24 protein-coding genes are annotated in these 26630 nt (G+C 63.2%); 8 read left to right on the top strand and 16 right to left on the bottom strand.

Features of this window, described 5'->3' with window-relative positions; translation table 11 throughout:
* Window positions 1–59 precede the first annotated feature (59 nt).
* On the top strand, window positions 60–932 hold the full coding sequence (locus tag B9Z01_RS18355) for a proteasome-type protease (RefSeq protein ID WP_085485506.1): 873 nt from the start codon (window positions 60–62) through the stop codon (window positions 930–932).
* Between the two features lie 129 nt (window positions 933–1061).
* Here the strand turns inward: B9Z01_RS18355 and B9Z01_RS18350 are convergent, their stop codons facing one another.
* Together B9Z01_RS18350 and B9Z01_RS18345 are read right to left on the bottom strand one after the other, a co-directional pair.
* Window positions 1062–2240: a porin gene (locus tag B9Z01_RS18350; protein WP_085485504.1), complete on the bottom strand. Its 1179-nt coding sequence runs from the start codon at window positions 2238–2240 to the stop codon at window positions 1062–1064.
* Window positions 2241–2698: 458 nt separating this feature from the next.
* On the bottom strand, window positions 2699–4048 hold the full coding sequence (locus B9Z01_RS18345) for a YihY/virulence factor BrkB family protein (RefSeq protein ID WP_085485502.1): 1350 nt from the start codon (window positions 4046–4048) through the stop codon (window positions 2699–2701).
* 215 nt (window positions 4049–4263) lie between these two features.
* Between B9Z01_RS18345 and B9Z01_RS18340 the strand changes: the two genes are divergently transcribed.
* The gene (locus B9Z01_RS18340; protein WP_085485761.1) at window positions 4264–4803 is read left to right on the top strand and encodes a YbaK/EbsC family protein; all 540 of its coding nucleotides are present in this window, start codon (window positions 4264–4266) and stop codon (window positions 4801–4803) included.
* A gap of 203 nt (window positions 4804–5006) precedes the next feature.
* Here the strand turns inward: B9Z01_RS18340 and B9Z01_RS18335 are convergent, their stop codons facing one another.
* The 5 genes from B9Z01_RS18335 to B9Z01_RS18315 all read right to left on the bottom strand — a co-directional run bounded on the left by B9Z01_RS18335 (window position 5007) and on the right by B9Z01_RS18315 (window position 11974).
* Entirely contained in the window at window positions 5007–5597 is a 591-nt protein-coding gene (locus B9Z01_RS18335; RefSeq protein ID WP_085485500.1) for a BPSL1445 family SYLF domain-containing lipoprotein, read from the bottom strand.
* 307 nt (window positions 5598–5904) lie between these two features.
* Window positions 5905–7293 (bottom strand): FAD-binding oxidoreductase, encoded by a 1389-nt coding sequence (locus B9Z01_RS18330; protein ID WP_085485499.1) that lies wholly within the window; start codon window positions 7291–7293, stop codon window positions 5905–5907.
* Window positions 7294–7424: 131 nt separating this feature from the next.
* Window positions 7425–7742, bottom strand: a complete 318-nt coding sequence (locus B9Z01_RS34955; protein ID WP_143808975.1) for a hypothetical protein — start codon at window positions 7740–7742, stop codon at window positions 7425–7427.
* Window positions 7743–8328: 586 nt separating this feature from the next.
* Complete coding sequence (locus tag B9Z01_RS36660; protein WP_275937507.1) at window positions 8329–10803, bottom strand: hypothetical protein; 2475 nt, start codon at window positions 10801–10803, stop codon at window positions 8329–8331.
* A gap of 601 nt (window positions 10804–11404) precedes the next feature.
* A complete protein-coding gene (locus tag B9Z01_RS18315; protein WP_244196061.1) occupies window positions 11405–11974 on the bottom strand; it encodes a hypothetical protein in 570 nt (189 codons plus the stop codon).
* A 154-nt stretch (window positions 11975–12128) separates the two neighbouring features.
* Between B9Z01_RS18315 and B9Z01_RS18310 the strand changes: the two genes are divergently transcribed.
* The 3 genes from B9Z01_RS18310 (at window position 12129) to B9Z01_RS18300 (ending at window position 14474) form a co-directional block, all read left to right on the top strand.
* Window positions 12129–12479 carry an FKBP-type peptidyl-prolyl cis-trans isomerase gene (locus B9Z01_RS18310; protein ID WP_208626092.1) on the top strand — a complete coding sequence of 117 codons (351 nt, stop codon included), beginning with the start codon at window positions 12129–12131 and terminating at the stop codon, window positions 12477–12479.
* A gap of 108 nt (window positions 12480–12587) precedes the next feature.
* A complete protein-coding gene (locus B9Z01_RS18305; RefSeq protein WP_085485495.1) occupies window positions 12588–13049 on the top strand; it encodes a DUF488 domain-containing protein in 462 nt (153 codons plus the stop codon).
* A gap of 351 nt (window positions 13050–13400) precedes the next feature.
* Entirely contained in the window at window positions 13401–14474 is a 1074-nt protein-coding gene (locus B9Z01_RS18300) for a DUF6765 family protein (protein WP_085485494.1), read from the top strand.
* Window positions 14475–14558: 84 nt separating this feature from the next.
* On the opposite strand, the gene B9Z01_RS18295 is transcribed toward B9Z01_RS18300, so the two are convergent.
* Window positions 14559–14807 (bottom strand): hypothetical protein, encoded by a 249-nt coding sequence (locus B9Z01_RS18295; RefSeq protein ID WP_208626069.1) that lies wholly within the window; start codon window positions 14805–14807, stop codon window positions 14559–14561.
* Window positions 14808–15211: 404 nt separating this feature from the next.
* Between B9Z01_RS18295 and B9Z01_RS18290 the strand changes: the two genes are divergently transcribed.
* From B9Z01_RS18290 to B9Z01_RS18280, 3 genes are all read left to right on the top strand, one after another.
* Complete coding sequence (locus B9Z01_RS18290; RefSeq protein WP_085485757.1) at window positions 15212–15550, top strand: hypothetical protein; 339 nt, start codon at window positions 15212–15214, stop codon at window positions 15548–15550.
* A gap of 194 nt (window positions 15551–15744) precedes the next feature.
* The gene (locus B9Z01_RS18285) at window positions 15745–16587 is read left to right on the top strand and encodes an H-NS histone family protein (protein WP_085485493.1); all 843 of its coding nucleotides are present in this window, start codon (window positions 15745–15747) and stop codon (window positions 16585–16587) included.
* Between the two features lie 22 nt (window positions 16588–16609).
* The gene (locus B9Z01_RS18280; RefSeq protein WP_085485492.1) at window positions 16610–17116 is read left to right on the top strand and encodes a hypothetical protein; all 507 of its coding nucleotides are present in this window, start codon (window positions 16610–16612) and stop codon (window positions 17114–17116) included.
* Between the two features lie 9 nt (window positions 17117–17125).
* Here B9Z01_RS18280 and B9Z01_RS18275 read toward each other — a convergent pair whose 3' ends face one another.
* The 8 genes from B9Z01_RS18275 to B9Z01_RS18240 all read right to left on the bottom strand — a co-directional run bounded on the left by B9Z01_RS18275 (window position 17126) and on the right by B9Z01_RS18240 (window position 26524).
* A complete protein-coding gene (locus B9Z01_RS18275; protein WP_244196059.1) occupies window positions 17126–18064 on the bottom strand; it encodes a hypothetical protein in 939 nt (312 codons plus the stop codon).
* On the bottom strand, window positions 18058–18846 hold the full coding sequence (locus B9Z01_RS18270) for a MetQ/NlpA family lipoprotein (RefSeq protein WP_085485491.1): 789 nt from the start codon (window positions 18844–18846) through the stop codon (window positions 18058–18060). The genes B9Z01_RS18275 and B9Z01_RS18270 overlap by 7 nt, the downstream gene beginning before the upstream one ends.
* A complete protein-coding gene (locus B9Z01_RS18265; protein WP_085485490.1) occupies window positions 18843–19925 on the bottom strand; it encodes a formylglycine-generating enzyme family protein in 1083 nt (360 codons plus the stop codon). The genes B9Z01_RS18270 and B9Z01_RS18265 overlap by 4 nt, the downstream gene beginning before the upstream one ends.
* Window positions 19926–19932: 7 nt before the next feature.
* On the bottom strand, window positions 19933–21951 hold the full coding sequence (locus tag B9Z01_RS18260) for an arylsulfatase (RefSeq protein ID WP_244196058.1): 2019 nt from the start codon (window positions 21949–21951) through the stop codon (window positions 19933–19935).
* A gap of 144 nt (window positions 21952–22095) precedes the next feature.
* A complete protein-coding gene (locus B9Z01_RS18255) occupies window positions 22096–22638 on the bottom strand; it encodes a hypothetical protein (protein WP_085485489.1) in 543 nt (180 codons plus the stop codon).
* Between the two features lie 123 nt (window positions 22639–22761).
* Window positions 22762–23445 carry a Fe2+-dependent dioxygenase gene (locus B9Z01_RS18250; protein WP_085485488.1) on the bottom strand — a complete coding sequence of 228 codons (684 nt, stop codon included), beginning with the start codon at window positions 23443–23445 and terminating at the stop codon, window positions 22762–22764.
* Window positions 23442–24254, bottom strand: a complete 813-nt coding sequence (locus B9Z01_RS18245) for a tetratricopeptide repeat protein (RefSeq protein WP_085485487.1) — start codon at window positions 24252–24254, stop codon at window positions 23442–23444. Before B9Z01_RS18245 ends, B9Z01_RS18250 begins: the two co-directional genes overlap by 4 nt.
* A 20-nt stretch (window positions 24255–24274) precedes the next feature.
* Complete coding sequence (locus B9Z01_RS18240; RefSeq protein ID WP_085485486.1) at window positions 24275–26524, bottom strand: TonB-dependent receptor; 2250 nt, start codon at window positions 26522–26524, stop codon at window positions 24275–24277.
* Window positions 26525–26630: the final 106 nt, after the last annotated feature.

Raw genomic sequence — 26630 nt, 5'->3', positions numbered from 1 at the left:
AAACGGACATCTGCGCCGCATTACAATAGCGTCGTTCAGTTGTCTCCTGCGGATTCCTCATGACCTATTGCGTAGCGATGGCCGTCAACGACGGCCTCGTGTTCCTGTCCGACACGCGCACCAATGCGGGCGTCGATCACGTCAGCACCGCGCGCAAGATGTCGGTGTTCGAGCAACCCGGCGAACGCCTGCTCGTGCTGCTCGGCGCCGGCAATCTCTCGCTCACGCAGGCGGTGCTGCACGAGCTGTCCGAGCCCGCCGACGCCGCGCAGCCCACGCTCTGGAGCGTGCCGACGATGGCCGATGCGGCCCGCGTGGTCGGCAATGCGGTGCGCCGCGTCCATCAGCGCGAGGCCGACGCGCTGCAGGGTTTCGGCGTCGATTTCAATTGCAGCTTCATTCTCGGCGGGCAGATCGCGGGCAACCGGATGCGTCTGTTCATGATCTACGCGGCCGGCAATTTCATCGAAGCATCGGCCGTGAATCCGTATTTCCAGATCGGCGAGTCCAAGTACGGCAAGCCGATCATCGACCGCGTGCTGACGCCATCCACGCCGCTCGACGAAGCCGCGAAATCCGCGCTGATCTCGATGGACTCGACGCTGCGCTCGAACCTGTCGGTCGGTCTGCCGCTCGATCTGCTCGTGTACGAGAAGGACGCGCTGCGCGTTACGCGGTTCGTGTCGATCGATCGCGACAACGCGTACTTCGAGATGATTCACCGCACGTGGGGAGAGCGCCTGCGCCAGATATTCGCCGAGATCCCCGACCCGGACTGGCAGGAATCGCTCGGCGCGCCGACGCTGCAACCCGAGCAGGCGCTGGTGCTGTATCACGCGCCGGTCGGCGAGGACGGCATCGAGCATGAGCGCGATGCGACACCCGCACAGACGCTCGCGCAGGCCGACAGGGGCAAGTCGCAGCGGCGCTAGGTTCACCGCACGGCCGCGCTGCGCACCGCGATTAGCCGACAAAACCTCAGGACGAAAAAAAGCCAGCCATCGGCAATGCCTCTGGCTGGCTTTCGACTACGCGGCGGATTAGCCGCGTATCAAGTCCGATTAGAACTTGTGACGGATACCGACGCTGACCATGACCTGGTTGTCGGTGCTCGACTGGTTGCCGTACGAACCGATCGAAGCCGTTGCCGACACGAGTTCGCCGGTAGTCGGATCACGCTGCTGGCCGCTTGCATGCTGCCATGCGCCAACCGCGTACAGGTCCGTGCGCTTGGACAGCGCGTAATCGCCGCCCAGCGAGACCTGGTTGTACGTTGCTGTCGCGTCGCCCGTACCGCGGGTGTACGCGTAGCCGATACCCAGCAGGGCTGCCGGCGTGACCTGGTAGCCGAGGTACACGCGGCCGACGTTGAACTGCTGCGACGACAGGAAGGCCGACTGCGCGTCAGGCTTGTAACGGGCGTTGCTGTACGACAGGTTAGCCGTGAACGGGCCCGTTACGTACTGAACCGCTGCCGAAGCAATGCCGATCGACTTCGCCGTGGAGTAAGCGGCGTTGATGCCCGCGTTGTTCGGGAAGTTGGAGTCGAACGTACCGCCCGTCGTGCTCGACCAGCCCGTGCGCAACGGGAGATCCGTAGTCGTGTTATCCGCATGCAGGTAGCCGGCAGCGACGCTGAACGGACCCGTTGCATAAGTTGCCGCGCCCGCCCACGTCTGGCCCGAACCCGTCGCACCCGCGACGCCGCCCAGCGCGTACATGCCTTCGAACTGGAAGCCGCTCCACACCGGCGACACGTACTTCAGCGCGTTGTTCACGCGGAAGCTGTTGTCGTTGTTGTCGACGTCACCCGGCGTAGCGAACGTGCTGCCGAAGTAGTTGTCGCCCGTCAGCGGCTGGATCATGTCGACCAGCGGGTCGTACTGACGGCCAGCCGTCATCGTGCCCCAGGAGTCGCTCGACAGACCGACGAAAGCCTGACGACCGAACATCAGACCGCCTTGACCGAGCTTGCCGCTGTTGATGTCAAAGCCGTTTTCCAACTGGAAGATTGCCTTCAGGCCGCCGCCGAGGTCTTCGGTGCCCTTCAGGCCGAAGCGGTTGCCTTGCAGGTTGCCGCCGAACATTTGCACGAGGCTACCGCCGTGGGGCGTAGCGTTGTTTACGTATTGGACCGATTCATCGATCAGGCCGTAGAGGGTCACGCTGCTTTGAGCGTGGGCCATGCCGGTGACGCCGAGTAGCGTCAGCGAGAGGGTAGACAGTGCGATTCGTTTCATCCAATTCTCCACGCAGATGATTGTTCGTTGTTGCGGAAAGCAGAATAGCTCACTGGCTCAATCGGTAAAAACAGGAAAAAAAAGAGTGTCGTCAAAAACTGACAAGTTGCGTAAAGCCTTGTATTTAAAGCTCGTCAAGGATTGTTTCTATTTGCGCAATACTTATTGAGTAATCGAGCATTATTGTTGTTTTGTCGATAGTGACAGGGTGAATAAGCGTGCTTTCTGCATTGATTTGGATGTGGAATGTAATCTAGTCGTCTACTCGTCTGGCCGACTTTGTAGCGAATACATAAAGACGGGCCCGGCCGGCTCGCTCGGCAGGCTGGACAGATTCAGTGTGTTGTGCCCAGGCGCAACCTGGGAGGTCCGAAAGGTGCAACCGCGAGGCGCGCGGAGGTGGCAAGTTGGGAAAGCGCTAGTGCAGCGCTTGCCGGTGGCGTTCGGAAAGCGGCGGTTCAGCGCTTGTCCGCGCCGCGGCGCGCTACCGCCGCGGCGGCTAACCCGGCGGCCGCCGCTAGCAGTACTGAAGTCCAGGGGTTGCGCCGGACGTAGCGATCGGCGGCGGCGGCCTGGCGGCCCGCCTCGACGAGTGCGACGGCCGCCATGCGGGTGGCTTGCGCCTCAGTATCGAGCAGCTTGCGGCCGATCTGCACGGCGGTTTGGTGTGCGGAAGCCGGGCCGCGCGTGTGCGTTCCGGGCGCTGCCGCTGGTGCCATTGGTGTCGCCGCTGATGCTGACGCAGGCGCTTGTGTCGTCGCCTCCACCGTGCCGGCGGCCGCGCGAGCGGCGGGCATGGACGGCGTGGCGTCGCGGCGCGCTGGTTCGCCGGCGCGTGACGCGGCGCCCATGCCGACCGTCGACGCCGCCAGCACCGAAGCGAGCTTCGCGCGGCTGCCCGCCGGAGCGCCGCTCTGGATGCCCCAGCCGCCGCGCGGATCGTGCAGGCGTCCGCGCGCCGCCGAAAACTCCGCGCCGAGCAGCAGCACCACCGCCGAGAAGTACAGCCACATCAGCAGCACCGCGAGCGAGCCGGCCGCGCCGAACGAGCTCGCCATCCCGGCATGCGCGAGATAGAGCGCGAACAGTTTCTTGCCCGCCGTGAACAGCACGGCTGCGACGATGCCGCCCACCAGCGCGTCGCGCCAGAGCACTTTCGCGTCGGGCAGGAATTTGAGCAGCCCGGCGAACGCGAACACCAGCACGAGCAGCCCGACGCCGAGCTGCAACAGGTTGCCGATCACGACATAGGGCGAGTCGCCCCACAGCCATCGGCCGATGAACAGGATGACCGTATCGAGCACGAGCGAGACGATCAGCAGGAACGCGACGCCGAGCACGAGCCCGAACGAGATCAGGCGCACCCGCACGAGCGCGAGCACGCTCGAGGTGCGCGGGCCGGTATCCGGCCACACCATATTGAGCGCGCTGTTGAGTGACGAGAACGTGGCCGACGCGCCGATCGCGAGCAGCGAAAACGAAATGATCGTCGCGATGCCGCCTTTGGCACCGGCATGATGGGCGTTTTCGACGATCGTCTGCACGCCGGCCGCGGCTTGGTCGCCGATCAGGCCGTTGATGTGGCCATACAGTTCGCCACGCGCCGCCGCCGGGCCGAAGAACCAGCCGGCCACCGCGATCACCATGACGAGCGTCGGCGCGAGCGAAAACGCCGCGTAGAACGCGATGCTGGCCGCCATCGCCGGGCAGCGGTTTTCCGAGAACTGCCGCAGCGCGCCGATCACCCAGTTGGCCTGCTTGCGGGCTGCCTGCTGGAGATTCTCGGGAGAGAGGGAGTCGATGTCCATGGTCGTTTTCTGAGCGGTGCCGGTGCCGCAGGGCGTTCGCGAGGTTTTCGCCTGCGTGCCTCTCGCAAACCTTGTGCCTGTTACTAGTCACTATACAAGCTAAGCGCCGCCGGCCGTCCTGATAAGGGCACGTGGCGGACACTCGGGCGAGCCATCTGCGGCGAGCGGCGCATGCCGTTAGAATGCAGCGGATTCTTTCCACATTCGTCGTCATCATGCATTCGCACGAACTCATACAGCAACTGGACGTCATCGCGACCGAACAATGGCGCGCGCACCTGCCCGCGCACGTCGTCGAGCAATTACCGGCGCAGGGGGTGAGCGTTTTCATCGTCAGCGACGACGCCTCCGATACCGCCGAATTCAGCGCGCGCTATGGCTTCGGCCTCGAAGACTGCGCGAACACGATCGTGATCCGCTACAAGAAAGAGGGCGGCGAACATTACGCGGCGCTCGTCTCGCTCGGTTCGCGGCGGCTCGACATCAACGGCGCGGTGAAGGCTGCCCTCGGCGCGCAGCGGCTCTCGTTCGCGAAGCGCGAGGCGGCGGTCGAGCATAGCCAGATGGAGTTCGGCGGAATCACTGCGTTTGGACTGCCGGACGATTGGCGCATCCTCGTCGACGCCGCGGTGATGGAGCGCATGCAGATCGTAATGGGCGCGGGTGTGCGCGCGGCCAAGCTGCTGCTCTCGCCCGAGGTGCTGCGGCAATGGCCGCGCTGCGAGATCGTGTCGCTGACGCTGCCGCCGCAGTGATGCTGCGGGCGGCGCCTCGGTGCACACATTGACGTAGGCAGCAACGCATTCTTCAAGTTACGAAGGCACGAGTGGCACGGAAGATCGAAGGCCGCGTGCTCCCAGTCGCGATGGGCAAGATAGGGTGCCTCAGTCGAGAAATTGCGTTACGCCAATGAAGTCACGCAAACGCGCTTCGCAAACGCGTTTTGCAAATACCCCGCTCAAATGATCAGACGCGAAATCTTCGTGCCTTCGAGCGAGACGCCCGCCATCAGCCCGCCGTTGGTCAGCACGAAAGCCTCCACCGGGCTCATGGCGGTCGAGGTGTCGACCGCGCCGTTCGCGCCGACCTTCAGCACCGCGACGGTCGCGTCCGCGCCGGCTGCCCATCCCTGGCTGTGCGTGAATTTGTCGAGTGCTTCCTGTGTCATGAACAGAAACACGAGCGCCTTGGACTGCGCGCCGATCTGCAAACCGAACGAGCCCGCAACCGTGCTGTAGTAGCCGGCCGTGCGGCCGTCGATGCGCAGCGCGCCTTCACCGTACTGTGCGCCGACCCAGAAGCCGGCCGAGATCACCGACGGGAACACGAGCACGCCGCGTGCTTTTTCGACGAGTTCGCGCGAGCCGGTGACGTTTTCGTAGAGACGCGCGAGTGTCGAGTCGACGCCCGCGTTGATCGTGTCGCGCCTGCCGGCGTTGGCCGAGGGCGAGGCGCTGGAGGACGGCGAAGTCGTCGTGCAACCGGTGAGGCTCAGGCCCGCGGCGGCCAATGCAGCGCTGCCGGTCATGATGAACTGTCGTCTGCGCATGAATGTTTTCCTTTACGTTTTGAACGCGTGTTGTCCGTTATCGGAGAGTGCGGCAGTTTTGCCCACCTTCGTTTGTTCTGTTTTGCGCCCCAGAGTTTCCGCGCGGGCTCCGTTGCAGTGAAAAGGATGTGCCGCGCCGCCGGCGTGCAGGTGCGTCAGCGCGTCAGCGAATGATCTGAAAGATTGAGCAGACGGCGTGCTCAAAAGGGGCGCGCCGCCTTGCGCAAGGGCTGCGGCGCACGTCGTTGCCGTTGCGCCGCAAGCCGAGGATACGCGGGACTTGCGGCAGGTTCGCGGCTTTGTCCGGCTAGAGCGTTGGGCGAATGTTCTGGTTGTGGCGGAACCAGTTGTCCGGATCGTAGCGGTTCTTGACGGCGACGAGCCGCTCGTAGTTCGACCCATATGCTTGCCCGACGCGGTCGCCTTCTTCCTGCGTCATGAAATTCACGTACACGCTGCCGAGTGCGAATGGCCGCGCTGCCTCGAAGAATTCGCGCGCCCACGCGACGCAGCGCTCGTCGTCGCGCGCATCGTCCCAGCGGCCGTGCACGTTCATCGCGTAGAGCGTGTCGCGGCACGGATAGGCGGTTGCATCGACCGGCACGCGCTGCGTTTGCGCGCCGATCAGCCCGAAGAATATCTCGCATTGAGCCGACGGCAGATGATCGATTGCGTGGAGCAGCGCATCGATCAGGCCGTCGTCGATGCCGGCGAGATTGTGCGATTTCCAGTAGTTGCGCGCGCCCGGCGTGAGCAGCGGATCGAATGCCTGCTGCCACATTTCGTACGGCATCGGCCCGAGATGTTCGCCAAGCGGCGTGCCGAAGCCGCGCGCGCTTTCCACCGCGGCCGGCCCGTTTTCGAGCGGGCCGCTGTAACACATCGCGAAGACGAGCACCGGCTTGCCGTGTACGTCGGGCGGCAGGAACGGCAACGGCGGCGCAAGCCGCGCAACCGCCCACACGCTCAGCTCGTCTGGCATGCCGGGCGCCGCCGCGCGGTATTTGACGAGCGCATCTTTCGCGCTCTCGATCGGCAGCACGACGAGGCCGCCGTACACCAGCGGGCCGACCGGATGCAGTGCGAATTCGAATAGTGTGACGACGCCGAAATTGCCGCCGCCGCCGCGGATCGCCCAGAACAGATCGTCGTGCGAAGTGGCGCTGGCGCGGCGCCATTCGCCGTCCGCGGTGACGACGTCGGCGGCGACGAGGTTGTCGACCGTCATGCCGTAGCGGCGGCTGAGCCAGCCGAATCCGCCGCCGAGCGTGAGACCCGCGACGCCGGTCGTCGAGTTGATGCCGAGCGGCGTCGCGAGTCCGAACGCCTGCGCTTCGTGATCGAAATCGTGCAGCGTCGCGCCCGGTTCGACGTAGGCGCGCAGCCCGGCGGGATCGATACGCACGGATTTCATCGGCGACAGGTCGAGCACGAGCCCGTCGTCGCATAGCGCGCTGCCGCCGATGTTGTGACCGCCACCGCGAATCGCGAGCGGCAGGCCGTGCTCGCGTGCGAACGCGATGCCGCGGCGCACGTCGGCCGCGCCGGCGCAGCGCAGAATCATCACGGGATAACGGTCGATCATCGCGTTCCAGATGCTGCGCGCTTCATCGAAGCCGGGGCTGTCGGACAGCAGAAGCTGGCCGCGCAGACCGGATTTGAATTCGTCGATTGCGCTGCTGGAGAGAGTAACCATGGCGTACCTCGCAGGAGAGTGGAAGGCGCTCCCAGGACACTTATTCAGAAGACCAAACTAAATGGGATGCGCTGACTGAAAACGTATTGAGAGGTTGGTGTGCGTCCAGTAAACGGGGCGGCGCGCTCAAGTCAAACAAAGGTATACCCGCGCCTGCTCGCGACGGCGCGCAATCGCTCCTGCAACAGGCGTTCGCGTGCCGTATCGCTGACGGCGCCCTGGCGAGGTGTCGTGGATGGTGCAAATACTTCGGGAAAAGATCGCGCGATGAAGTGTTGGTTTGCGCCGCGCTGGTGGATGCGCCGCGACACTTCGCATGCGGCGCGCGAGTGTGGAGGCGGTCCCGATTGTGGTTTCAGTTTCGGCTGCGCTTGCGATTGTTTGAAGCGTGAGTTCGTCTCCGGTTTTGCCGGGATGATGTGCTTGCCGATGTATGAGTGGTAGCGCACATCGCGTGAGATCCTTTTCTCAGAGAGAACAATGCGCCGTCGATCTGGTGTTTCGAACGTGATGCGGCGGTTTTCGCTAAATCGTCTGTGGGGTTGCGCTCATTCGGCTTTTGGCATTTTTCGCTTTATGTGCGGATAAACACATGAATAAAACGGGCGATATGTAAATGGCCCGCTTTACTCCGAGAAAACCCTGAATGATTTTGCCGTTGCCGATTCGCGTTCGTCGACGGCAATAGTGTGTTGCGCATGTCTGAGCATGACGATTAGCGGCCTTTTTAAGGCGGTGTGTCGATTAACCATATTTGACAGTCTGTTTGCGGAACTCGCCTGAAAAAAATGGCGATATCGCATTGCGTGGTCTAGCGCACGGTCACGCTATCGCTCTGCGCATAACTTCAACGTCCATCGAGCCTCGCTGTGTCGTTCTAACGATTAAGTCCACGCACAGCCTGCCGATTCTCTCGACGCACGTTAAATCGGACCGGGGATTTTCCGCGAGAGAAGTGTCTTGTGTGACTGGTTTTTATATCGCGCGAGACGAAGCCGGCCAGGCTCCGAATTTTCGTTTTCTCAATGAGCGGAGTCAGTCGTTATTGAGACCGGTCGTTCTGGATGAAATAATTAGGAGAGTGAAATGAAAAAGCAAAACGGGGATGCGTGGATTTTGGGGACGCGGCGTGCGGCATTGGCGGTTGCGGTAAGTCTTTATGCGGCGATGGCGGGTGCGCAGACGAATCCGGCGCCGTCCGCCGCGCAGATGACCGGTTTGGGGACCATGGTGCTTGCGCAGGCCGAGGGCGGCCGATGCGGGGTCGGCGGCGGACCCGGTTGCTCCACCACGGGACCCAGCCTGATCGCGGCAGGTGGGATGGGCGTCGCATCGGTGGGACTCGGGTCGACCGCCGCAACGGGCTCGCAGGCGGGCAACGGCAACGGAACGTCGTCGACGGGCACGAGCGGCAGCGGCGGGAATAGCGTGAGCAACGGGAATAGTGCGGCCAATTCCGGCACGGGCGGACTGGGCTCGGGAACTACTGGAGGGGATGGCGGAAAGGGCAACGGCAACGGCAACGGCAACGGCAACGGCAACGGCAACGGCAACGGCAACGGCAACGGCAACGGCAACGGCAACGGCAACGGCAACGGCAACGGCAGTGGTGCTGGCAGCGGTGGTGATGGGTCGGGAAGCGGCGGGACCGGAGGCGATGGCTCCGGAGGAGACGGCGGTAGCGGTGGCGATGGCGGTGGTGGAGATGGTGGTCACGGACACGGCCATGGTGGCGGTCACGGTGATGGTGGCCATGGTGATGGCGGTCATGGCGATGGCGGTCATGGCGATGGCGGCCACGGTGACGGTGGCCACGGTGATGGTGGTCACGGTGACGGTGGCCACGGCGATGGTGGCCATGGTGACGGCGGCCACGGTGACGGTGGTCACGGTGACGGTGGCCACGGTGATGGCGGTCATGGCGATGGTGGCCATGGCGATGGTGGCCATGGTGACGGCGGTCATGGTGATGGGGGGCATGGCGATGGTGGCCATGGTGACGGCGGTCATGGTGATGGGGGGCATGGCGATGGTGGCCATGGCGATGGTGGCCATGGCGATGGCGGCCATGGCGATGGCGGCCATGGCGATGGCGGCCATGGCGATGGCGGCCATGGTGACGGCGGCCACGGTGATGGCGGCCACGGTGACGGCGGCCACGGTGACGGCGGCCACGGCGATGGCGGTCATGGCGATGGTGGCCATGGTGATGGCGGTCACGGCGATGGTGGCCACGGTGATGGCGGCCATGGTGATGGCGGTCACGGCGATGGTGGCCATGGTGACGGCGGTCATGGTGATGGTGGCCATGGTGACGGCGGTCATGGTGATGGTGGTCACGGTGATGGTGGCCATGGTGATGGTGGCCATGGTGACGGCGGTCATGGTGATGGTGGTCACGGCGATGGTGGCCATGGTGATGGCGGTCACGGCGATGGTGGCCATGGTGACGGTGGTCACGGCGATGGTGGCCATGGTGATGGCGGTCATGGCGATGGTGGCCACGGTGATGGTGGCCATGGTGACGGCGGCCATGGCGATGGTGGCCACGGTGATGGCGGTCATGGTGACGGTGGCCATGGCGCTAGCGGGCACGGTGGCAGTGGTGGCCCGGGTAATGGTGGCGACGGTGGTGGCCAGGGCAACGGCGGCTCCGGAAATGGTGGCAACGGTGGCCCCGGTAACGGAGGCAACGGCGGCGGCCAAGGCAACGGCGGTTCCGGGAACGGCGGTCATGGTGGCAACGGCGGCCCTGGCAACGGAGGCAACGGTGGTGGCCAGGGCAACGGCGGCTCCGGAAATGGTGGCCATGGTGGCAACGGTGGCCCCGGTAACGGAGGCAACGGCGGCGGCCAGGGCAACGGCGGTTCCGGGAACGGCGGTCATGGTGGCAACGGCGGCCCCGGCAATGGAGGCAACGGAGGAGGCCAGGGCAACGGCGGCCCCGGTAACGGCGGCAACGGTGGCGGCCAGGGCAACGGCGGCTCCGGAAACGGCGGCAACGGTGGCGGCCAGGGCAACGGCAGCTCCGGAAATGGTGGCCATGGTGGCAACGGCGGCCCCGGCAACGGAGGCAACGGCGGCGGCCAAGGCAACGGCGGCAACGGTGGTGGCCAGGGCAACGGCGGCCAAGGCAACGGCGGTCATGGTGGCAACGGCGGCCCCGGTAACGGCGGCAACGGTGGCGGCCAGGGCAACGGCGGTTCCGGTAACGGTGGCCATGGTGGCAACGGCGGCCCCGGCAACGGAGGCAACGGCGGCGGCCAAGGCAATGGCGGTTCCGGGAACGGTGGCCATGGTGGCAACGGCGGCCCCGGCAACGGAGGCAACGGCGGCGGCCAAGGCAACGGTGGTTCCGGAAACGGTGGCCATGGCGGCCCGGGCAGCGGCCACGGTGGTGGCTTCGGCGGCGGCTTCGGCGGTGGTCATGGCGGCGGCTTCGGCGGCGGCCACGGTGGTGGTGGCTACGGCGGCGGCCACGGCGGAGGCAACCACTAACCACAGCGACATCCCCGCACCACGCGGGGGTTTTACCAGCGGAGACCAGCCCCGGTCTCCGCATCGAAGTCCGCTCAGAGCACTGAGCAGCAGGCAGCAAACGAAGTGGACGGCCGCCGCCGTCCACTCACCCTACCGGCTCGATCACCTTCTCCCGCCCCACGAGAAAGACGAGAAAGACCTTCTCTCCAGTGATGCGCCCAGTCTCACGCGCTTCTTCGACAAAATTTCCAAACGCCAGCAAGCAGCATTCCGCAGTCGATCCCAAACGGGAAACATGGCACACGCACCGGCTCGGTCCACGTCGTGATCCGATAGACCGGATGCCCATGATCCGCAAGCACGTACGCGTCTTCGACTGCACGCGGGTGACGACACAGTGCCCACGACCCAGGACCCCACGGCTCTCTCTCACGTATTCGATCTTCAACCTGCGAGGCAACGCACTCGCACGCCGGTCGTGATGACCTTCGACGAGTGCTACCCGCGAGTGCGCATGCATTCGTCGCACGCGAGGCATGCATGCGCGTCAGTGATAAAGAGCGCGTACAACACGGGATCGAAACTTGCGCGCAAGCTCGACAGCACGGGCGACTGTCAGCGGGCTTTATCTTTACGCCGCTTTTTCGAATTCGACCCGCATCCGCTCGACGCGATCCGCAGAGCCTCTGCGCGTTGCCCATTTTGCGCAAGCATCCAACGTCAACGGAAACGCTAACGGCGTCGGCTTCCCTGGATGCATGACGACGCGACTCGTGTTCATACACTCGGGCAGGAAGCGAATGTGCTCTATGCCGAGTCCTTGCCACAGTACTTCGGTATCGGTTTGACCCGACAGAAGATTGCCGCAATCGTGCCCGCGGAAAATTCCGTAGAGAAGTCCGCTCGAAGGTTCGCTCGACACCTGCAATCGCCGCGCGCTTTTTTCCCGCCTGGCATGCATCGGAAACACGAGACCCGAGACGCGCGCAATCTTGCGAAAAATCCGAAACGTGCGCTCGAAACATTTAAGGCTCGCGAGAATGCCGTAATCGAGTTCATTGGGCGGGAGCAGTCCGTTCTGAAATTGCGCTTCCCGATCGAATGGTGGTGCGCACAGCAACTCGAAACCATAGTCGTTTATCGAAATCGAAAACGTGCTGGGCTTTGCGTGTGCAAACCGCAGTTCGAGCAACGGCTGCACTACGCGCATTTCCGGTTCGTCGATGATCGAATGCGAGGGCGGCTGCGGGCGACATCCGATCCGTTACAATGGAGTGAATCGATTACCCCACTGGAGACTTGCCTTGAAATCACTCGTTGCTCTGCTGGCCGCAACCGTTCTTTCTTCGACCGCAATGGCCGCCGCGCCGACCACGGAAAAACTGCCGTCGGGCGTCATCGTCGAACACCTGACGCAAGGCACGGGCCCGCAGCCCTCGGCGGAGGACATCGTGAAGGTCAACTATCGCGGCACGCTTCCCAACGGCACCGAATTCGATAGCTCCGCGAAGCATGGTGGTCCGGCAACGTTTCCGCTCAATCGCGTGATTCCGTGCTGGACGCAAGGCGTTCAGAAGATGAAAGTGGGCGGCAAGGCCCGGCTTACGTGCCCGGCCGCGACCGCTTATGGCGACCGCGGCGTCGGCCCGATTCCGCCGAATACCGATCTGACGTTCGAAGTCGAACTGGTTGGCATCGTCAAGTAAAGGTGCGTGAAATGCGCTGAAGACGCGCTGAAATGAGGCCTCGCTCCGGATATCGCAGCGAGGCTTTGTTTTTTGGGGAACCGAATTGCCCACCTTGGGGGATTCATCATGAAGCGTGATAAAAGTGCCGTGCAGGTAGCCAGCATCGGCTTTACTGGCAAGACCGCGCAGAAGTTCTTCGATCTGCTGAAAGAAGGCCACGTGCGCACGGTTCTCGACATTCGCCTGAATAACACCTCGCAGCTCGCAGGCTTTGCGAAGAGACAGGATCTGCCTTACTTTCTCGAACACTTGTGCAATGCGGCGTACGTGGAGGTGCCGGAGCTGGCTCCCGAGCCGGATTTGCTGAAACGTTACCAGGGGAAGGAGCTGACCTGGGAGAACTTTCGCGAGGAGTATGTCGAACTGCTTGCAAGGCGTCGTGTGGAAAGCAACCTGGATATCGCGCTCTTTCAATCGGGCTGTCTGCTTTGCAGCGAGCATTTACCCCATCACTGCCACCGGATGTTTGCGCTCGAGTATCTGAACAAACACTGGAATAACCGTTTCGCCATTACGCACCTGACCTGACCCAATGGGCGCGCAGCGGCTTCACGAGCCGTCCGGCGGCGGTTTTTCCACGCGGTTTTCACGCTGCGCTGGCTGCGTTGCGCGGGTCCGATTCATCGTTCCCTCAGTAGCCCGAATGTTCGGGCCGCCCGACACGCGGGAACGATGTCGAAAAAGCATGCGGAAAGGCGCGCAAAGAAAAGTTGAAAAAACACTCGAAAGCGCGTCCTTTTTTCAAGTTGCGCATACCTCGCTCGTCTACTATCTACTCACGCGCAGCACCCCGTATCCGCTGCCATGCCGCCGGCAAAACCTCGGAAAATCGCCTGGAAACCGCCGGCCGTCTTTCTACGCGCGCGAGGAGCGCTCCCCATGAATATCGACTTTCACTACGGTGTGGTCTACATTGCCGCGCGGGTGGGCGGAATGACCGCCGGAGACGCGCTGACCGTGGCGCATGCCTGCCAGTATGTCGACGACGCGACGACCACCGGAATACTGCGTTTCAAAGGCGGCGAGACTTTCGAGCGTTTTGCCACCGCACACAAGTTATTCGATTACGCCAATACCGAGAATGACCAGAACCGTCTCGTGTGGACGCCATTTCATTTTCTGCCGGCCGGCGAGGGCGCAACCCTCGAAGAAAAAGCGATTTGTCGGCCGGATAGCGAGGTGGCGCGCGAGTTGGTGCGGCGCGCAATCCGCCAGCGCGATGCGCAGACGTGTTTGCACCGGTTGGGCGTGACGCTTCATACGTATGTCGATACGTGGGCGCATCAAGGGTTCGCGGGGATCGAAAGCCCGTGGAATCGCGTGCATCTGCTGGAGGCGCAGGATTGCACGCGCAAGGGCTGGCTTGCCAGACTCAGGCTCGCGGCCGGGCATCTGCTCGAACATATCGAGGAAGATGTACTGACGATCGCGCTGCCGGTCGGTCATGGCGCGGCGTTGCATTATCCCGACCAGCCGTGGGCGCGCTGGCATTACATCGACGGTCGAAACAACTTCATCTCGCGGCACAATCTGCCGGATTTCGTGCAGGCGGCGGAGATGGCGTGCCGGGCCGTGCGCGGATATCTGGCGGGACGTGAGGACTTCGAAACTCAGGCCGGTATGCCGGAGGATGCGAAAGATGCGATCACCAGGCTGCTCGACACGAACCGGGATCCGGACGATAACCAGCGCCTGCGAAACGTTTGCGAATGGATCAAAGCCGGCCGTATTCCCGGCTTGAAAGAAGCGGTGCCCGGCTATATCGCCAAAGGCCCCGGCTCGTGGAAACACAAAGCCACCGGACTGTTGTGCGACGACGACACCGGGGACAGACCGGAGTGGACAAACGCCTTCGAGGAAAGCGACTACCGCCTTTTTCACGACGCAGTCAAACAGCATCGTTTCGTGGCGACCCAGGAGATCTTGCCCGCGCGCGGCTTGCGTATCGCGTGAATAGGCGGGACGGGGCGCTTTGTCGAAAACGAGGTTTCAAACCGCATGACGTGATGGTTTGCGGCGACGCCCGCCTCTTCCCAACTACTGAATCCTTGCCTGCTGGCGTTGGGTGGTCTGTTCCGCAGCCTGCTCTTCAGCGTGCTTTTTAGCCATATGCCGTCCGACGAAACAGCCGCCGACGGCGCCGGCCACCGCGTGATGCCCCGCATAATGTCCGGCGACGCCGCCCACTACTGCTCCCTTCAGGCAACCTGCCGCATTTGCCGTGCCGGCCATTGCGCAGGAGAGTGCTACCGCCGCGAGGGCGGCCCGAATATAACCAGTCTTCATTGCAAGTACCGTACTGTCGAGTGGGTCGAAAATGGGGTGGCCCGGCATCTTTTCAATAGCCTGCGAGAGTCTCTGTGCTTCGCGAGCGCTCTATTGAACACGAATGTGCTGCGGGCACGGACTGAAGTGTAGAAGGATGGTCCTCGCGCAGGCGCAACAGGCATTGCAAGATTGGTAACCGAAGGTTACCGGCTGAAGCAGGTGTATTTTCGCGCTCCCCAGGTTGCGACCTTTTGCCATCTTCAATGTGCTGTCCTAAAGCCGGTCGCGAGAAAAAGGCGTTTTCAATAGAAAAAATGAACGACTCTCCTTTGCATATTCGAATGCTTGCCTATAGTAGAAGCGACTATTGTCGCGAAACACGGCAACGGTTTTTTGTTGATGCGGGTGACGGGGAAACACAAATGACGACATCGAATGCTGCGATCCGTCCGTCGAGGACCTGTACGCCGGAGTCGTTGCGAACACTCGCGGGCTACCTCGAATTGGCGCTCGACGAAGGAAAGAGTGTGGTCGTGATGAGAGTCGGCAAGCAGGTGCGCAGCGTTTATGTCGGCAACCCATCCGGCGCATTGGAGGATTTAACGGATTCCGGTGTTGTCGATGCATTCCAGGCGGATGAAATGCTGATGTTGACCTGCCTGGGGCTCAACCGGATAACGGCAGACGGCCAACACTACCGGTTTGTGCGGAGTGTGAGGTACATTGCCGATCGCCAGGTTGTCGTTTTCACGCCGATCTGAGTTGCGGAACTCAGACAGGAAAGAAGAATCAAGAGAAAAGAAAGAAAACGTGGCCGAGTTAGTAGAGAAGCTGAAAGCTTTGTATTTGAACGTCGCGTGACCGGCTCATATCGATGTACTGAAGGCACTAATAGGCCACCTTTCTTCCGTCATTCATGGCATAGTTCGACGATTACCACATAAGGAGCACTCGAATGCCTACGTTAGAGCAAATCCAAGCAAAGCTTAAGAAGCTCCAGGCGCAAGCTGATGTTCTAATTGCCAGAAAAGCACAGGCCGCGGTCGACCAGATTCGCGAACTGATGCTCAAGCATGGCCTTACTACCGCAGATATCGAATCCCAGGCAAAGGCAAGACGTACAGCGAGAAGCCTGAATGGCGCGGCAAAAGCCGCTGGCGCGACCAAAGCGGCCAGAACCGCGACGCCGGCGAAGTACCGCAATCCTGAAACCGGCGCGACGTGGACCGGTCATGGCCGCGCACCAGGCTGGATTGCCAGCGCGAAGGACCGCGCGTCGTTCCTGATCGACGGCGCGAGCGAAACGAAATCCGCGGCTGCGCCCGCGAAACGCGGCAAAGGTCAGCCGAAAGGCGCGCAACCGCCGAAGTATCTGAATCCGAAAACCGGCGCGACCTGGAGCGGTCGTGGTCCGGCACCCGCATGGCTTGCATCGGTCAAGGACCGCACCAGATTCCTGATCGACAGTGCGGCAGCGGCTGCGGCTCCCAAAGCCACCAAGGCGGCGGCAAAAACCGGCAAAGGCAAATCGGCAGCGAGCAAAAAGACCGCCGCGAAAAAGGCTGGCGCTACCCGGAAGACTGCAGCGAAGAAAGCCACAGCGAAAAAGGCCACAGCGAAAAAGGCCGCCGCGAAAAAGACACCCGCTGCGAGCAGAAAAGTCGCTGTGAAGAAAACCGTGGCAAGGAAAGGCGCCATGAAGACGGCGAGAAAGGCGCCGGTGCGCAAAGCCGCCGCGAAAAGCTCCGCGTCGGCGTCCGCGGCGCCGCAAGCCGCTACGGTGGAAGCCAGCGCGTAAGCGCATCGGAGTCGTGAAGTAGATGGTCAGCACGTTCGATGCACCCCAGCAGGAAGACGAGGTCGTCCTGCTGGACTCCGCTCCCCATCCGGCAGCCGATACCGCCGAGCCTTTTCTCGTTGCCAGCGACCGCCGTGTGGTTCTGACTTATCCCATCGCGGAAGCAGACTTCGAACGGTTCGGGCCATTCGATCCCGACGACGATCCCTTTTGCGCAGTGCTATTTCCCGGCACCGTGTTTCACCGGCTGGGTCCGCCGGGCGACGAAGATCTCGGGATTCATCCGCTCACCGCGCAAGGTCTCCGCGGCTATTCGGCGCATGAGGTCGTGAATTCGTCGCTGTGCGCGGAAATTGCCGCAGTGCCGCCTGGCGCGATGCCGGTGGCGACCGCGGCACCGGCGCGGCGTCATTTCGTCATTACGTTTGGCGAGTCGACGTTCGAATGCGTGGCGTCGGACTATACGGTAATCGGCGTATTTGGCGCGGGCGAAATCGCCAGCCGGGAAGCATTTGCATTGGTCAGATAAAGCGCGCGGTCAGTAAAGCGGCTTATCGTCGAGTCCAATTTCACTCCGGCCGAAAAAACCAGAAACAACTTCATCCGCGAGCGCTGCCCTTGCATGCCGGTACGCGTTCGCGAAACCGCGCAACTGCTGTGTGACTGGACGATCGTCGAGCCGTCGCCGCAATAACGCTCGTTCGATACTGCGCTCGATCAACGCAAGCTGACTGTCGATATAGCCGATGCACAACTCGCGACAGCGCGCGGAAGACTGCGCGAGCGTCAGCAACGCGGGCACGATCGAGATCGTCAGAAAGCCGCCTGCGGGAATGCGCGCGAGTGCGGCGGGCGAATCGAACAGATCCTTGCGCAGCGCCTCGAAGACCGCTTGCGTCCATACCACGCGCTCCTGTTCGAGCGCACGACGGCGCCGCATGAGTGCGTCCCGCGCCTGTGCATCCACAATGCGGCCTTGCGCGAACAGCAACGCCGCGTTATCGCGCTCGCCTTCCTGAATGCAGGCGCTGCCGAGATAGACAGCGCTGTGGCCGCGTTCCGCCAGTACCAGATTTTGCAGACCGTCGGGCACGAGCGGATCGAGTGGCACCACTTCGCACGTGAGCGGCTTGCCGTGCAGATGGATCGCGCAGCGTCCATCGTCGGCAAGAGCAGGGCAGCGCGCGAGCGAGGGATAGTCGAAACCCTGCGCGGTGATGCTGAAGATGTTGTCGCCCGCGCGATGCAGCAGCGTCCCGGCAATGGCATCGAACGCGGTGCAATCGGCTTCGTCGAGCACGGCTTCATGGCTGCCCGCGCGCAGCCGCTCGCCGGGCCGTCTGCGCGGCACGCGCCCAATCGCAATGCAGCCGATAAACAAGTCCCGATGCGCGAATAGCTCCGCGAGCGTCATCGACGGCGGGCTGTTGCAGCATTGGCCGCATGCCGAGCACGCGAACGAAAACGTGTTCACCATGGCCGGCGCACCGAGTCCTGATAGCGCGTGAGAATGAAATGCGCGACCTCACTCGAATGATAGGCGGCGACCAGTTGCGCGACCCATGTGTCGCCGCGGTCGCTGTCGCGCACGGTCAGCACATTCGCGTAGGGCGAGCGCGCATCCTCGAGGCTGAGACTGTCGCGCGCCGGATAAAGGCCCGCGCGGGCTGCGCTGTCGCTGTCGATCACCACGAACGCGGCGCTGTTCAGCGCCTCGTGGAGACGCGCGCGCGGCACCTGGCGAATCTTCAGATTCAGCCGGTTGCTCGTGATGTCGGCGAGCGTCGCGTGCAGACCCGCGCTGTCTCTGAACGTGAGCAATGTGTCGTTCTGCAGCAGGATCAGCGCGCGTGCGGTGCCTTCGCGATCGCCGGGAATCGCGATCGTCGCGCCGCGTTGCAACTGGCCGAGGTTCGTCAGCTTGCGCGAGTACAGCGCGGCCGGAAAGGTCACGGTCGTGGCGACACTCGTCAAAGCGTAGCCATGCTGTTTGCGCTGCGTGTCGAAAGCCGGTTCGTCTTCGAAGCTCGCGGCATCGATCTGTTTCGCGGCGAGCGCGGCATCGATACGCGACGGCTGATCGAACACGACGACGTCGAGCGCGAGCCCCTCGTTTGCGGCAACGCGTCGCACTTCGTTCATGATCTCGGCGTGCGGGCCGGGACTCACGCCGATTCTGATCGTTTGCGATGCGGCCTGCGCGAGTCCAGGCAGCAAAACGGGCAACAACGCAAACGCCGCAACGATATATCGCATCATGATGCATCTCTCAGCACGGTGCGAAAGCCGATATGCGAGGCCGGCAAATCGGCTTCCTGCTGCTCGCGTGATGCCGCGCGATACCTCACGCAATAGTCGCGCGAGCACAGGAACGAGCCGCCTTTGATGACCATCGGCGTATCGTGCCGGCGCCCGGGCGGCGCGACCGCCGCCGTGTCGCCATTGGTGTGCGGCTGGTGTGGGCCCGTGTACACGTCTTTAGTCCATTCCCACGCGTTGCCGATCATGTCGTAGAGCCTGAAGTCGTTCGCCGCATAGCAGCCGACGGGTGCGAGCCCGACGTGACCGTCCTCGTTGGTGTTGAGCACGGGAAACACGCCTTGCCAGTAATTCGCGCTTGGTTTGCCATGCGCATCGCGCGGCGCGGTGTCGAGATCCGCGCCCTCGTGGCCGGCCTTGCCCGCATATTCCCACTCGGCTTCGGTCGGCAAGTCGCGGCCGAGCCAGTGCGCGTAAGCGAGCGCGTCGGCCTGCGTGATCATCGTGACCGGCTGGTTCAGGCGGCCGTCGAGATTGCTGCCGGGGCCGGCCGGATGATTCCACGCGGCCCCCTTCACCCAGCTCCACCACGCGAGATCGCGCGCGTTCATCTCCTCGCGTGTCGGCGTGTGGAACACGACGGCGCCGCCCTGGCGCTCGGCATCGCTGACATAGCTGGTCGCCTGCACGAACGCGGCGAACTGCGCGTTCGTGACGTCGGTCTGGTCGATCCAGAATCCCGCGACACGGGTTTTGCCGTCGCCGGCGGGACGTTCGTCTTCGTAACCGAGCTTGCTGCCGAGGATGAAGTTGCCCCCATGCAGATGCACCATGCCGGCTTTCGGATCGTCGCGCCAGCGCGCGGGCAAACCCGAGTAACGCTCGCATTGCCGCTCGGAGCCGAGCGCGACGAGCGGGCGCGAGCGGTTCAGGCTGTCGAATGCGCTTTGCTGGCCGCCGCTGTCGAACGCGTTAGCCGCCGCCGCGGCGGTAAAGGCCACGGCGAACGCGGCGGCGGCGATCGCGGCATAGGTGCCGTACAGCGCGGCGCGGCCCTCGAGCTTGAATGGAAAACTCATCGCGTGCTCAGTAGTAACCGCGCGGACGCAATGGCTCGACGCCGCCGACGCTGCTCATATAGCTGTTCCATTGCTGCACGAGGCCGTCGATGATCGACGGATTCTGCGTGGACACGTCCTGCGTTTCGCCGCGATCGGCGCTCATGTCGAACAGTTGCCAGTGACCGTCGACGGGACCGGTCGGCGGTTCCGTCCACAGCGCTTTCCAGCGGCCGTCGGCGCTGCGCAGATAGCCGCGCCCGTAGGCTTCGTCGCCGAACGACGCGGTATGCACCGCGTCTGTCGTCTGATCCTCGAGCAACGGCAACAGCGATTGCCCGGTGATCGGATACACGTAGCGATTGTTGTAGACCACCTTGCCCTTGTTCTGATCGACGCCGGTCAGCGTGTTGATGAGCGCGGGCGCGGGTGTGGTCGGCGGAGAAATCTGCGCGACGGCGAGGAATGTGGCGGTGTTGTCGGTCACGTGCGTGAACTCGCGCAGCGTCGGCTTCTGCGAAGTCTGGCCCGGCAGATGCACGATCAGCGGCGTCGACACACCGCCTTCGCCCGAATAGCCCTTCGTCAGGCGGAACGGCGTCGCGCTCACCTCGGCCCAGCGCAGACCGTATTGCAGGCGCTGCGCGTTCTGCTTGCCGTTGTCGGTGCCGAGCTGCGAGTAGGTGGGCTCGGTCGCGTTCGCGGTGTCGGTTGCGGTCGGGTCCGCGCCGGAGTCGATCGGCCAGCCTTCCGCGCCGTTATCCGACTGGAACATGATGAACGTGTTGTCGTATTCGCCGATGTCCTTCAGATGCTGGATCAGCAGGCCGATGTTGTGATCGAGGTTTTCGACCATGCCCGCGTAGATTTCCATGTAGCGCGCCTGCGCTTTCTTTTCGGCGGGCGAAAGGCTGTCCCACTTCTTGTTCACGTAGCCGGGGCCGTAGTCGGTGTAACCCTGGGCGGCGCTATGAACGGCGCTCACGTATTTCGCGTTCGCGGTGCCGTTGTTCGCGGTGGCTGGGCTCGCGGCCAGCGCCTCGGGTGCGCCATCGTACGGCACGAAGTCTTGCGGGATGATGCCGAGCGCTTTTTGCCGTGCAATGCGCGCGTTGCGGATCGCGTCGTAGCCCGCATCGTATTTGCCGGCGTAATTGTGCAGATAGGGTTCGGGCACCTGCAGCGGCCAGTGCGGCGACGTGTAGGCCGCATAGGCGAAGAACGGCTTGCCGTCGCCCTTGTTCGAATCGATGTACGAGATCAGGCGTTGCGTATAGAAGTCGGTCGAATAGAACACCGCGGGGCTGCCGCCAGTGCCGCCCGGTTGTCCAGGCTGGCCGGGTTGCACGTACTTGCCGTCTTCGGTGTAGTTCTGCGAGCCGGCCAGTTCGTGTGCGAAGTGATTAGTCGCGGCGCCGCCGAGCAGCGCATAGCTGTGCTCGAAGCCCCACTGGTCCGGCGTCTGCCCGCTGCCCGTCGCACTGCCGACGATGCCCGAGCCGATGTGCCACTTGCCCGCCATATATGTGTGATAACCGCGGTCCTTGAGCAACTGCGCCACCGACAGCGCGCGGTCGTTCAGATAGCCTTCATAGCCCGGCAGCCCCTTGCGTTCGTCGGTCGGTACACCCATCGTGCCTTCGCCGACCAGATGGTGGTCGGTGCCCGAGATCAGCATCGAACGCGTGATCGCGCAGACGGTGCCGGTGTGGTGATTCGTGAGGATGCGGCCGCTTTGCACGAGCGCATCGAGATTGGGCGTGTTGATCTCGCCGCCGAACGCGTGGATGTCGGAATAGCCGAGATCATCGGCCATGATGTACAGAATGTTCGGCCGCTTCTGCGCGACGACGGGCGTGCTGGCCGGCGCGGCTGTGGATGCGGGCAGATTGTCGTCGCCGCATGAGGCGAGCGCGACGAGGCTCGCGGCGGCAGCGGCGATCAGGGCGGGGCGAAGTGAGGTGTGAATTGAGTTGTGAAATGAGCTGTGAAATGAGGCGTGAAGCGAAGAGCGAAACTCGGGGCGGCGGGATCGTGGTGTTGTCATTGTTTTGCGGACCGTAAGGTTGAGCCGCCGATGTTAGCAATGACGTCATGAGGGCCAAAGATCGATTTCTGCGTTGCTATCGACGTTTGCCGATATAGACGACCGCAACGAAAAACCTCGCGCTAAACCTCGCACTACGCTGCGCTAATTGCCCGGTTCGAGCACGGGCTTGTCCGGATCGGCCTGCGTGCGGTACGGCAGTTGCGCGGCGTGCGGGTTCGTGACCGTGTTGTCGATGACCCGTTCGACGTCCGCGGTTTTCGCCAGTTCGGCGAGGAAGGTCGTTTTGTCGAAGCCGGGCGCGACGCAACCCTCGACATAAATAAAGCGGCGTTGCAGCGTGAGCCAAAGCGAGGACTGCTCGCGCCAGTGCGTCGCGACGTTGAGATTCGCGAGACGCCGCTGCACGGTCCCGGCGATTTCCTCATCGTAGAGATAGGCGTTCGGCAAACGGCAGCGGCCTTCTATCCAGCAGCTATTGCCGCGCTCGATGCGGTAATGGCTGTCGTCGAGCCATTCCTTTTCCGTTTCGAACGGACCGAGCGGCGTCGGGCAGCCGGCGATTGCTTTGGATATCTGAATGAACGGATCGTGACCGCGATTGACGCGCGGTGCTTCGGCATAAGCATGGACCGTTGCCGCGCAGATCAGCAGACAGGCGAGCCGGAGTTCGATCAGGCGTTTCATGCTCGAGCCGCTCCAGGGTGTGGGGTCGTCAAGCGCCGGCAGCGAGCCCGGATTCGAAGCGTCGCCGCACGCTGTTCGTCCATTATCGCGCAGGCAGGCACATCGGCGCCGCGCGCGCTCCATTCAGGCGTCGGCCCAGCGGCGTAGCAGATTGTGATAGATCCCGGTGAGACTCACGACCGTTGCGTCGCTCGCGCCTCGTTCGGCGGCAAGCTGCTGCACGTCGTTATCGAGCTGGAACAGCGTCGCGCGCTGGCCGTCGTCGCGCACCATGCTCTGGATCCAGAAAAACGACGCGACGCGCACGCCGCGCGTGACCGGGCTCACGTGATGCAGACTCGAAGCAGGGTAGAGCACCATGTCGCCGGCCGGCAGTTTCGCGCGATGCACGCCGTAGGTGTCCTCGATGCAGAGTTCGCCGCCGTCGTAGGTATCGGGCTCGGCCAGAAACAATGTCGCGGACAGGTCGCTGCGAATGCGGAAATCGGTGCCGCGCAATTGCCGGATCGCATTGTCCACGTGTGTGCCGAAACCGTCGCCGCCCGCATAGCGGTTAAAGAGCGGCGGGAACACTTTCAGCGGCAATGCGGCGGAAAAGAAACGCGCGTTGCGGCCGAGCGCGTCCTGAATCGCATCGCCGATCGCGCGTGCGGCGGCCGAGCCTTCAGGCAATTGCTGGTTGCGCTTGGCCTGAGCCGACTGTACGCCGGACGTCGCATTGCCGTCGATCCATTGTGCCGCATCGAGCACGTCACGGCATTGCGCGACCTGCTGTTTGCTGAGCACCCCTTGCAGATGCAGCATCATGCGCGAGGCTCCTGCGTGCGGTTCAGCATGGCACGGCCCTGCGGGTTCACGTCTGCATCCGGACTTCCATTCACGCTCCCGGCAAGGCTCTGCTCGAGCGCACGAAACGCGCTGACCGGCGACGCAGCGAGCCATCTCCGCATCTTCGCGACGAACGCCGCGGTCGCCGTGCCCGGCACACGCTGCAACCATTGCAATGCATCGGCAATCTCGCCACGCTCCGCGAGCAGCCGCGCGTAGTTGAACTGGCCGCGAAAATCGCCGCCTTCGGCCGCGCGCCGATAGTAGTCGAGCGCGATATCCGCATCGGCGTCGACGACCCAACCGTCCTCGTAGAAACTGCCGACGAAGTTCAGCGACTTCGCGTGCCCGAGTTCGGCGGCGCGCTGAAACCACTGCAATGCCTGCGCGCGATCGCACTCGATGCCATGACCGAGCGCAAGCGCCGACGCATAGTTGTACATGCCCCAGTCGAGCCCGGCACGCGCCGCGAGACGGTACCAGTAGACGGCCACCGGCGCGCACGCGGCCGTGCCCCAGCCATGTTCGTAGCAGCGGCCGAGCATGTTCATCGCCATCGGATGATCGCGCCGCGCCGCATGCCTGAACCAGACGAAGGCTTCGTCGAGGTTGCGCTCCACGCCGTGACCGTCGAGCAGATATTGGCCGTACACGGCCTGCGCCTCGACGATGCCGTTCTGCGCAGCCGCCCCGACCCACGCGGCGGCCTGCGCGGGCGGGCCGGACAGGATCGCCGCGAACTCGTCGTGCGAAACGTTCGCGAGCGCCTTCAACGTGACCTGTGTCATCGTGCCGTGGTCCGCCGTGCTCAGTAGTGCGCGCTGAGCGTCAGGAACGCCGAGCGTCCCGGCGCGATCGACGCATAGTGCGCCGCATAGGCCTGGTCGTAGTACGTGCGGTTGAAAATGTTTTGCACGTTCAACTGCAGATCGAGGTGCTTGTTGAAGCGATACGTCGCCATGCCGTCGAAGCGCCAGTAAGAGGGCACCGCGCGCAGATTCGCCGTGTCGCCGTATACCTGCGACATGTAGAACGCGCCGCCGCCGATCGTGAACTTCGGCAGCACCTCGTAGTTGGTCCACAGGCTGATGCTGTTCTTCGGCGTATTCGGGAACTGATGGCCGTTGTCCGACGTCGTCTTGCCGTTGTCGCGCAACTGGCTCTTCAGATATGTATAGCCGCCGAACACCTGCCATTTGTTCGTCAACTGGCCGGCCACGCCGAACTCGAAACCTTGCACGCGCTTGTTGCCCACCATCGCGTATTCGTTGTTCGGCAGCGTGACGCGCGCATTGGTCGTGTCGATCTGGAACAGCGCGCCGGTCAGCGAGAGCTTGTTGTTCAGCACGTTCCACTTGGTGCCGAGTTCGATGCTGCGGTTCTTTTCCGGCGACAGTTCGTCCGCGTTCAGGCCGACTCCGCCACGGCCCGGCGTCAGCGACTGCGTTTCGCTGCCCTGGCCCAGCATCGCGCCGGCCGGCGTCGACGAAGTCGCGATCGACGCATACACGCTGCCGTTCGAAGCCGGCTTGAACACGAGGCCGAACTGGTAGTTGAACAGCGTGTCGTTGCGTGAGACGCGCGTCGCGCCGTTGGCTACGGTGTTGCGCAACTCGGTCGAGTAATCGTCGACGCGCAGGCCGACGTTGGCCTGCCAGCGCTTCGTGAATTCGATCGTATCGAATGCGTAGAGGGATTTCGTCGTGGTGCGCTGCTCGCTCGGATCGTTAGTCTGACTAACCGATCCAGCCCACGGATCGTTTGGATTCGGCGTCCAGAGGCTCGTGCAGTTGTAGCCCGATGCTACGCCGATGCCGTTGGTCCGGCAGATCGCGCCGGTCGCGGCGGCAACCGTGTACGAATCGTTGACGCTCGTTTCGCGCGACAGTTCGATGCCGGTCGTGAAGCTGTGCTTGAGAAAACCGGTCTTGAACTCGCCGAACAGTTCGGTCTGGTTCGCGAGACTGTAGACGTCGCTCGCACGCGTATTCGCGCGGCGCCACACCATGCCGTTGACGACGTTGCCCTGACTGTCGTCGGGCTGGGTCCAGATGTAGTCCTGAGTCGCCTTCGTATAGCGCGTGGTATTGCGGATCGTCAGATCGCTGTTGATGTCGTGCTCGATGCGCAGCGTGCCGATGTCCGAAGTCGTCTTGCGGAAATCGCGGTCGATGAGCCCGTAGAAGTTGTGGCGGTCCACCGGGGCCGGGTAGATCGTATTGACGTTCGCCGGCTTGTTCGTGGTCGTGTAGTAGTACGGAATACCACTGTCGGGCAGATCGTCGGTCGTGAGGTGGTAGTAGCTCGCGGTCACGCGGGTCGGCGTGCCGAGGCCGTACGTGAACGAGGGCGCCACGCCCCAGCGTTCGTTGTTGACCGCGTCGCGGCCGGCCACGTCGTTGTTGTGGCTCATCACGTTCAGGCGGAACGCCGCGTGATCGGCCATCTGCCAGTTGCCGTCGGCGGTGAAGCGGCGGTAGCGGTCGGTGCCGAGGCCCGCGCTGCCGTCGGCGGAATTGCCCAGGTGCGGCGTCTTCGTAATCAGGTTGATGCTGCCGCCCGCGCCGCCGCGGCCGCCGAAGGCGCCGTCCGAGCCCTTCGTCACTTCGATGCTCTCGATGTTGAACACTTCGCGCGTGGTTGCGCCGATATCGCGCATGCCGTCGACGAACGTGCTGGCCTGGGCGTCGTAGCCGCGAATGAACGGCCGGTCGCCGAGCGGATTGCCGCCTTCGCCGGCGCCGAACGTGATGCCGGGCACGGTGCGCAGCGCTTCGGTCAGCGTCGACGCGCCGGTGCTGCGGATCAGTTCCTGCGGGATCACGGTGACGGACTTCGGCGTATCGAGCAACGGCGCGGTGAATTTGACCGACGCGGAATGATCGGTCTTGAAGCCGTCGTCCGATTGACCCTGCACGGAAATCGGCGCGAGCTGGTTCTCGCTGTCGGGCGGCGCGGCAGCCGTTGTGCCCTGCGCGAGGGCGGGGCCGGCAGCCAACATGCCGCACAGTGTCGTGCTGATTTTGCCGAGCTTCGGATCGTCGGACCGCAACTTCATTTTTATCCCCGTCGAGTTCGGGAAGCCGGTTTGGGCGTCGTCAGCCTTACCCGTGCATTCCATGTTTATTACAAAATATTTGCGACGTGCATTCTATGCAATCAGC

Origin of the sequence: Paraburkholderia susongensis (assembly GCF_900177725.1) — a bacterium.
In the GTDB taxonomy this organism is placed as follows: domain Bacteria; phylum Pseudomonadota; class Gammaproteobacteria; order Burkholderiales; family Burkholderiaceae; genus Paraburkholderia; species Paraburkholderia susongensis.
The sequence above is the reverse complement of the archived record's forward strand: the minus strand, read 5'-3'. Positions and strand labels throughout refer to the sequence as shown.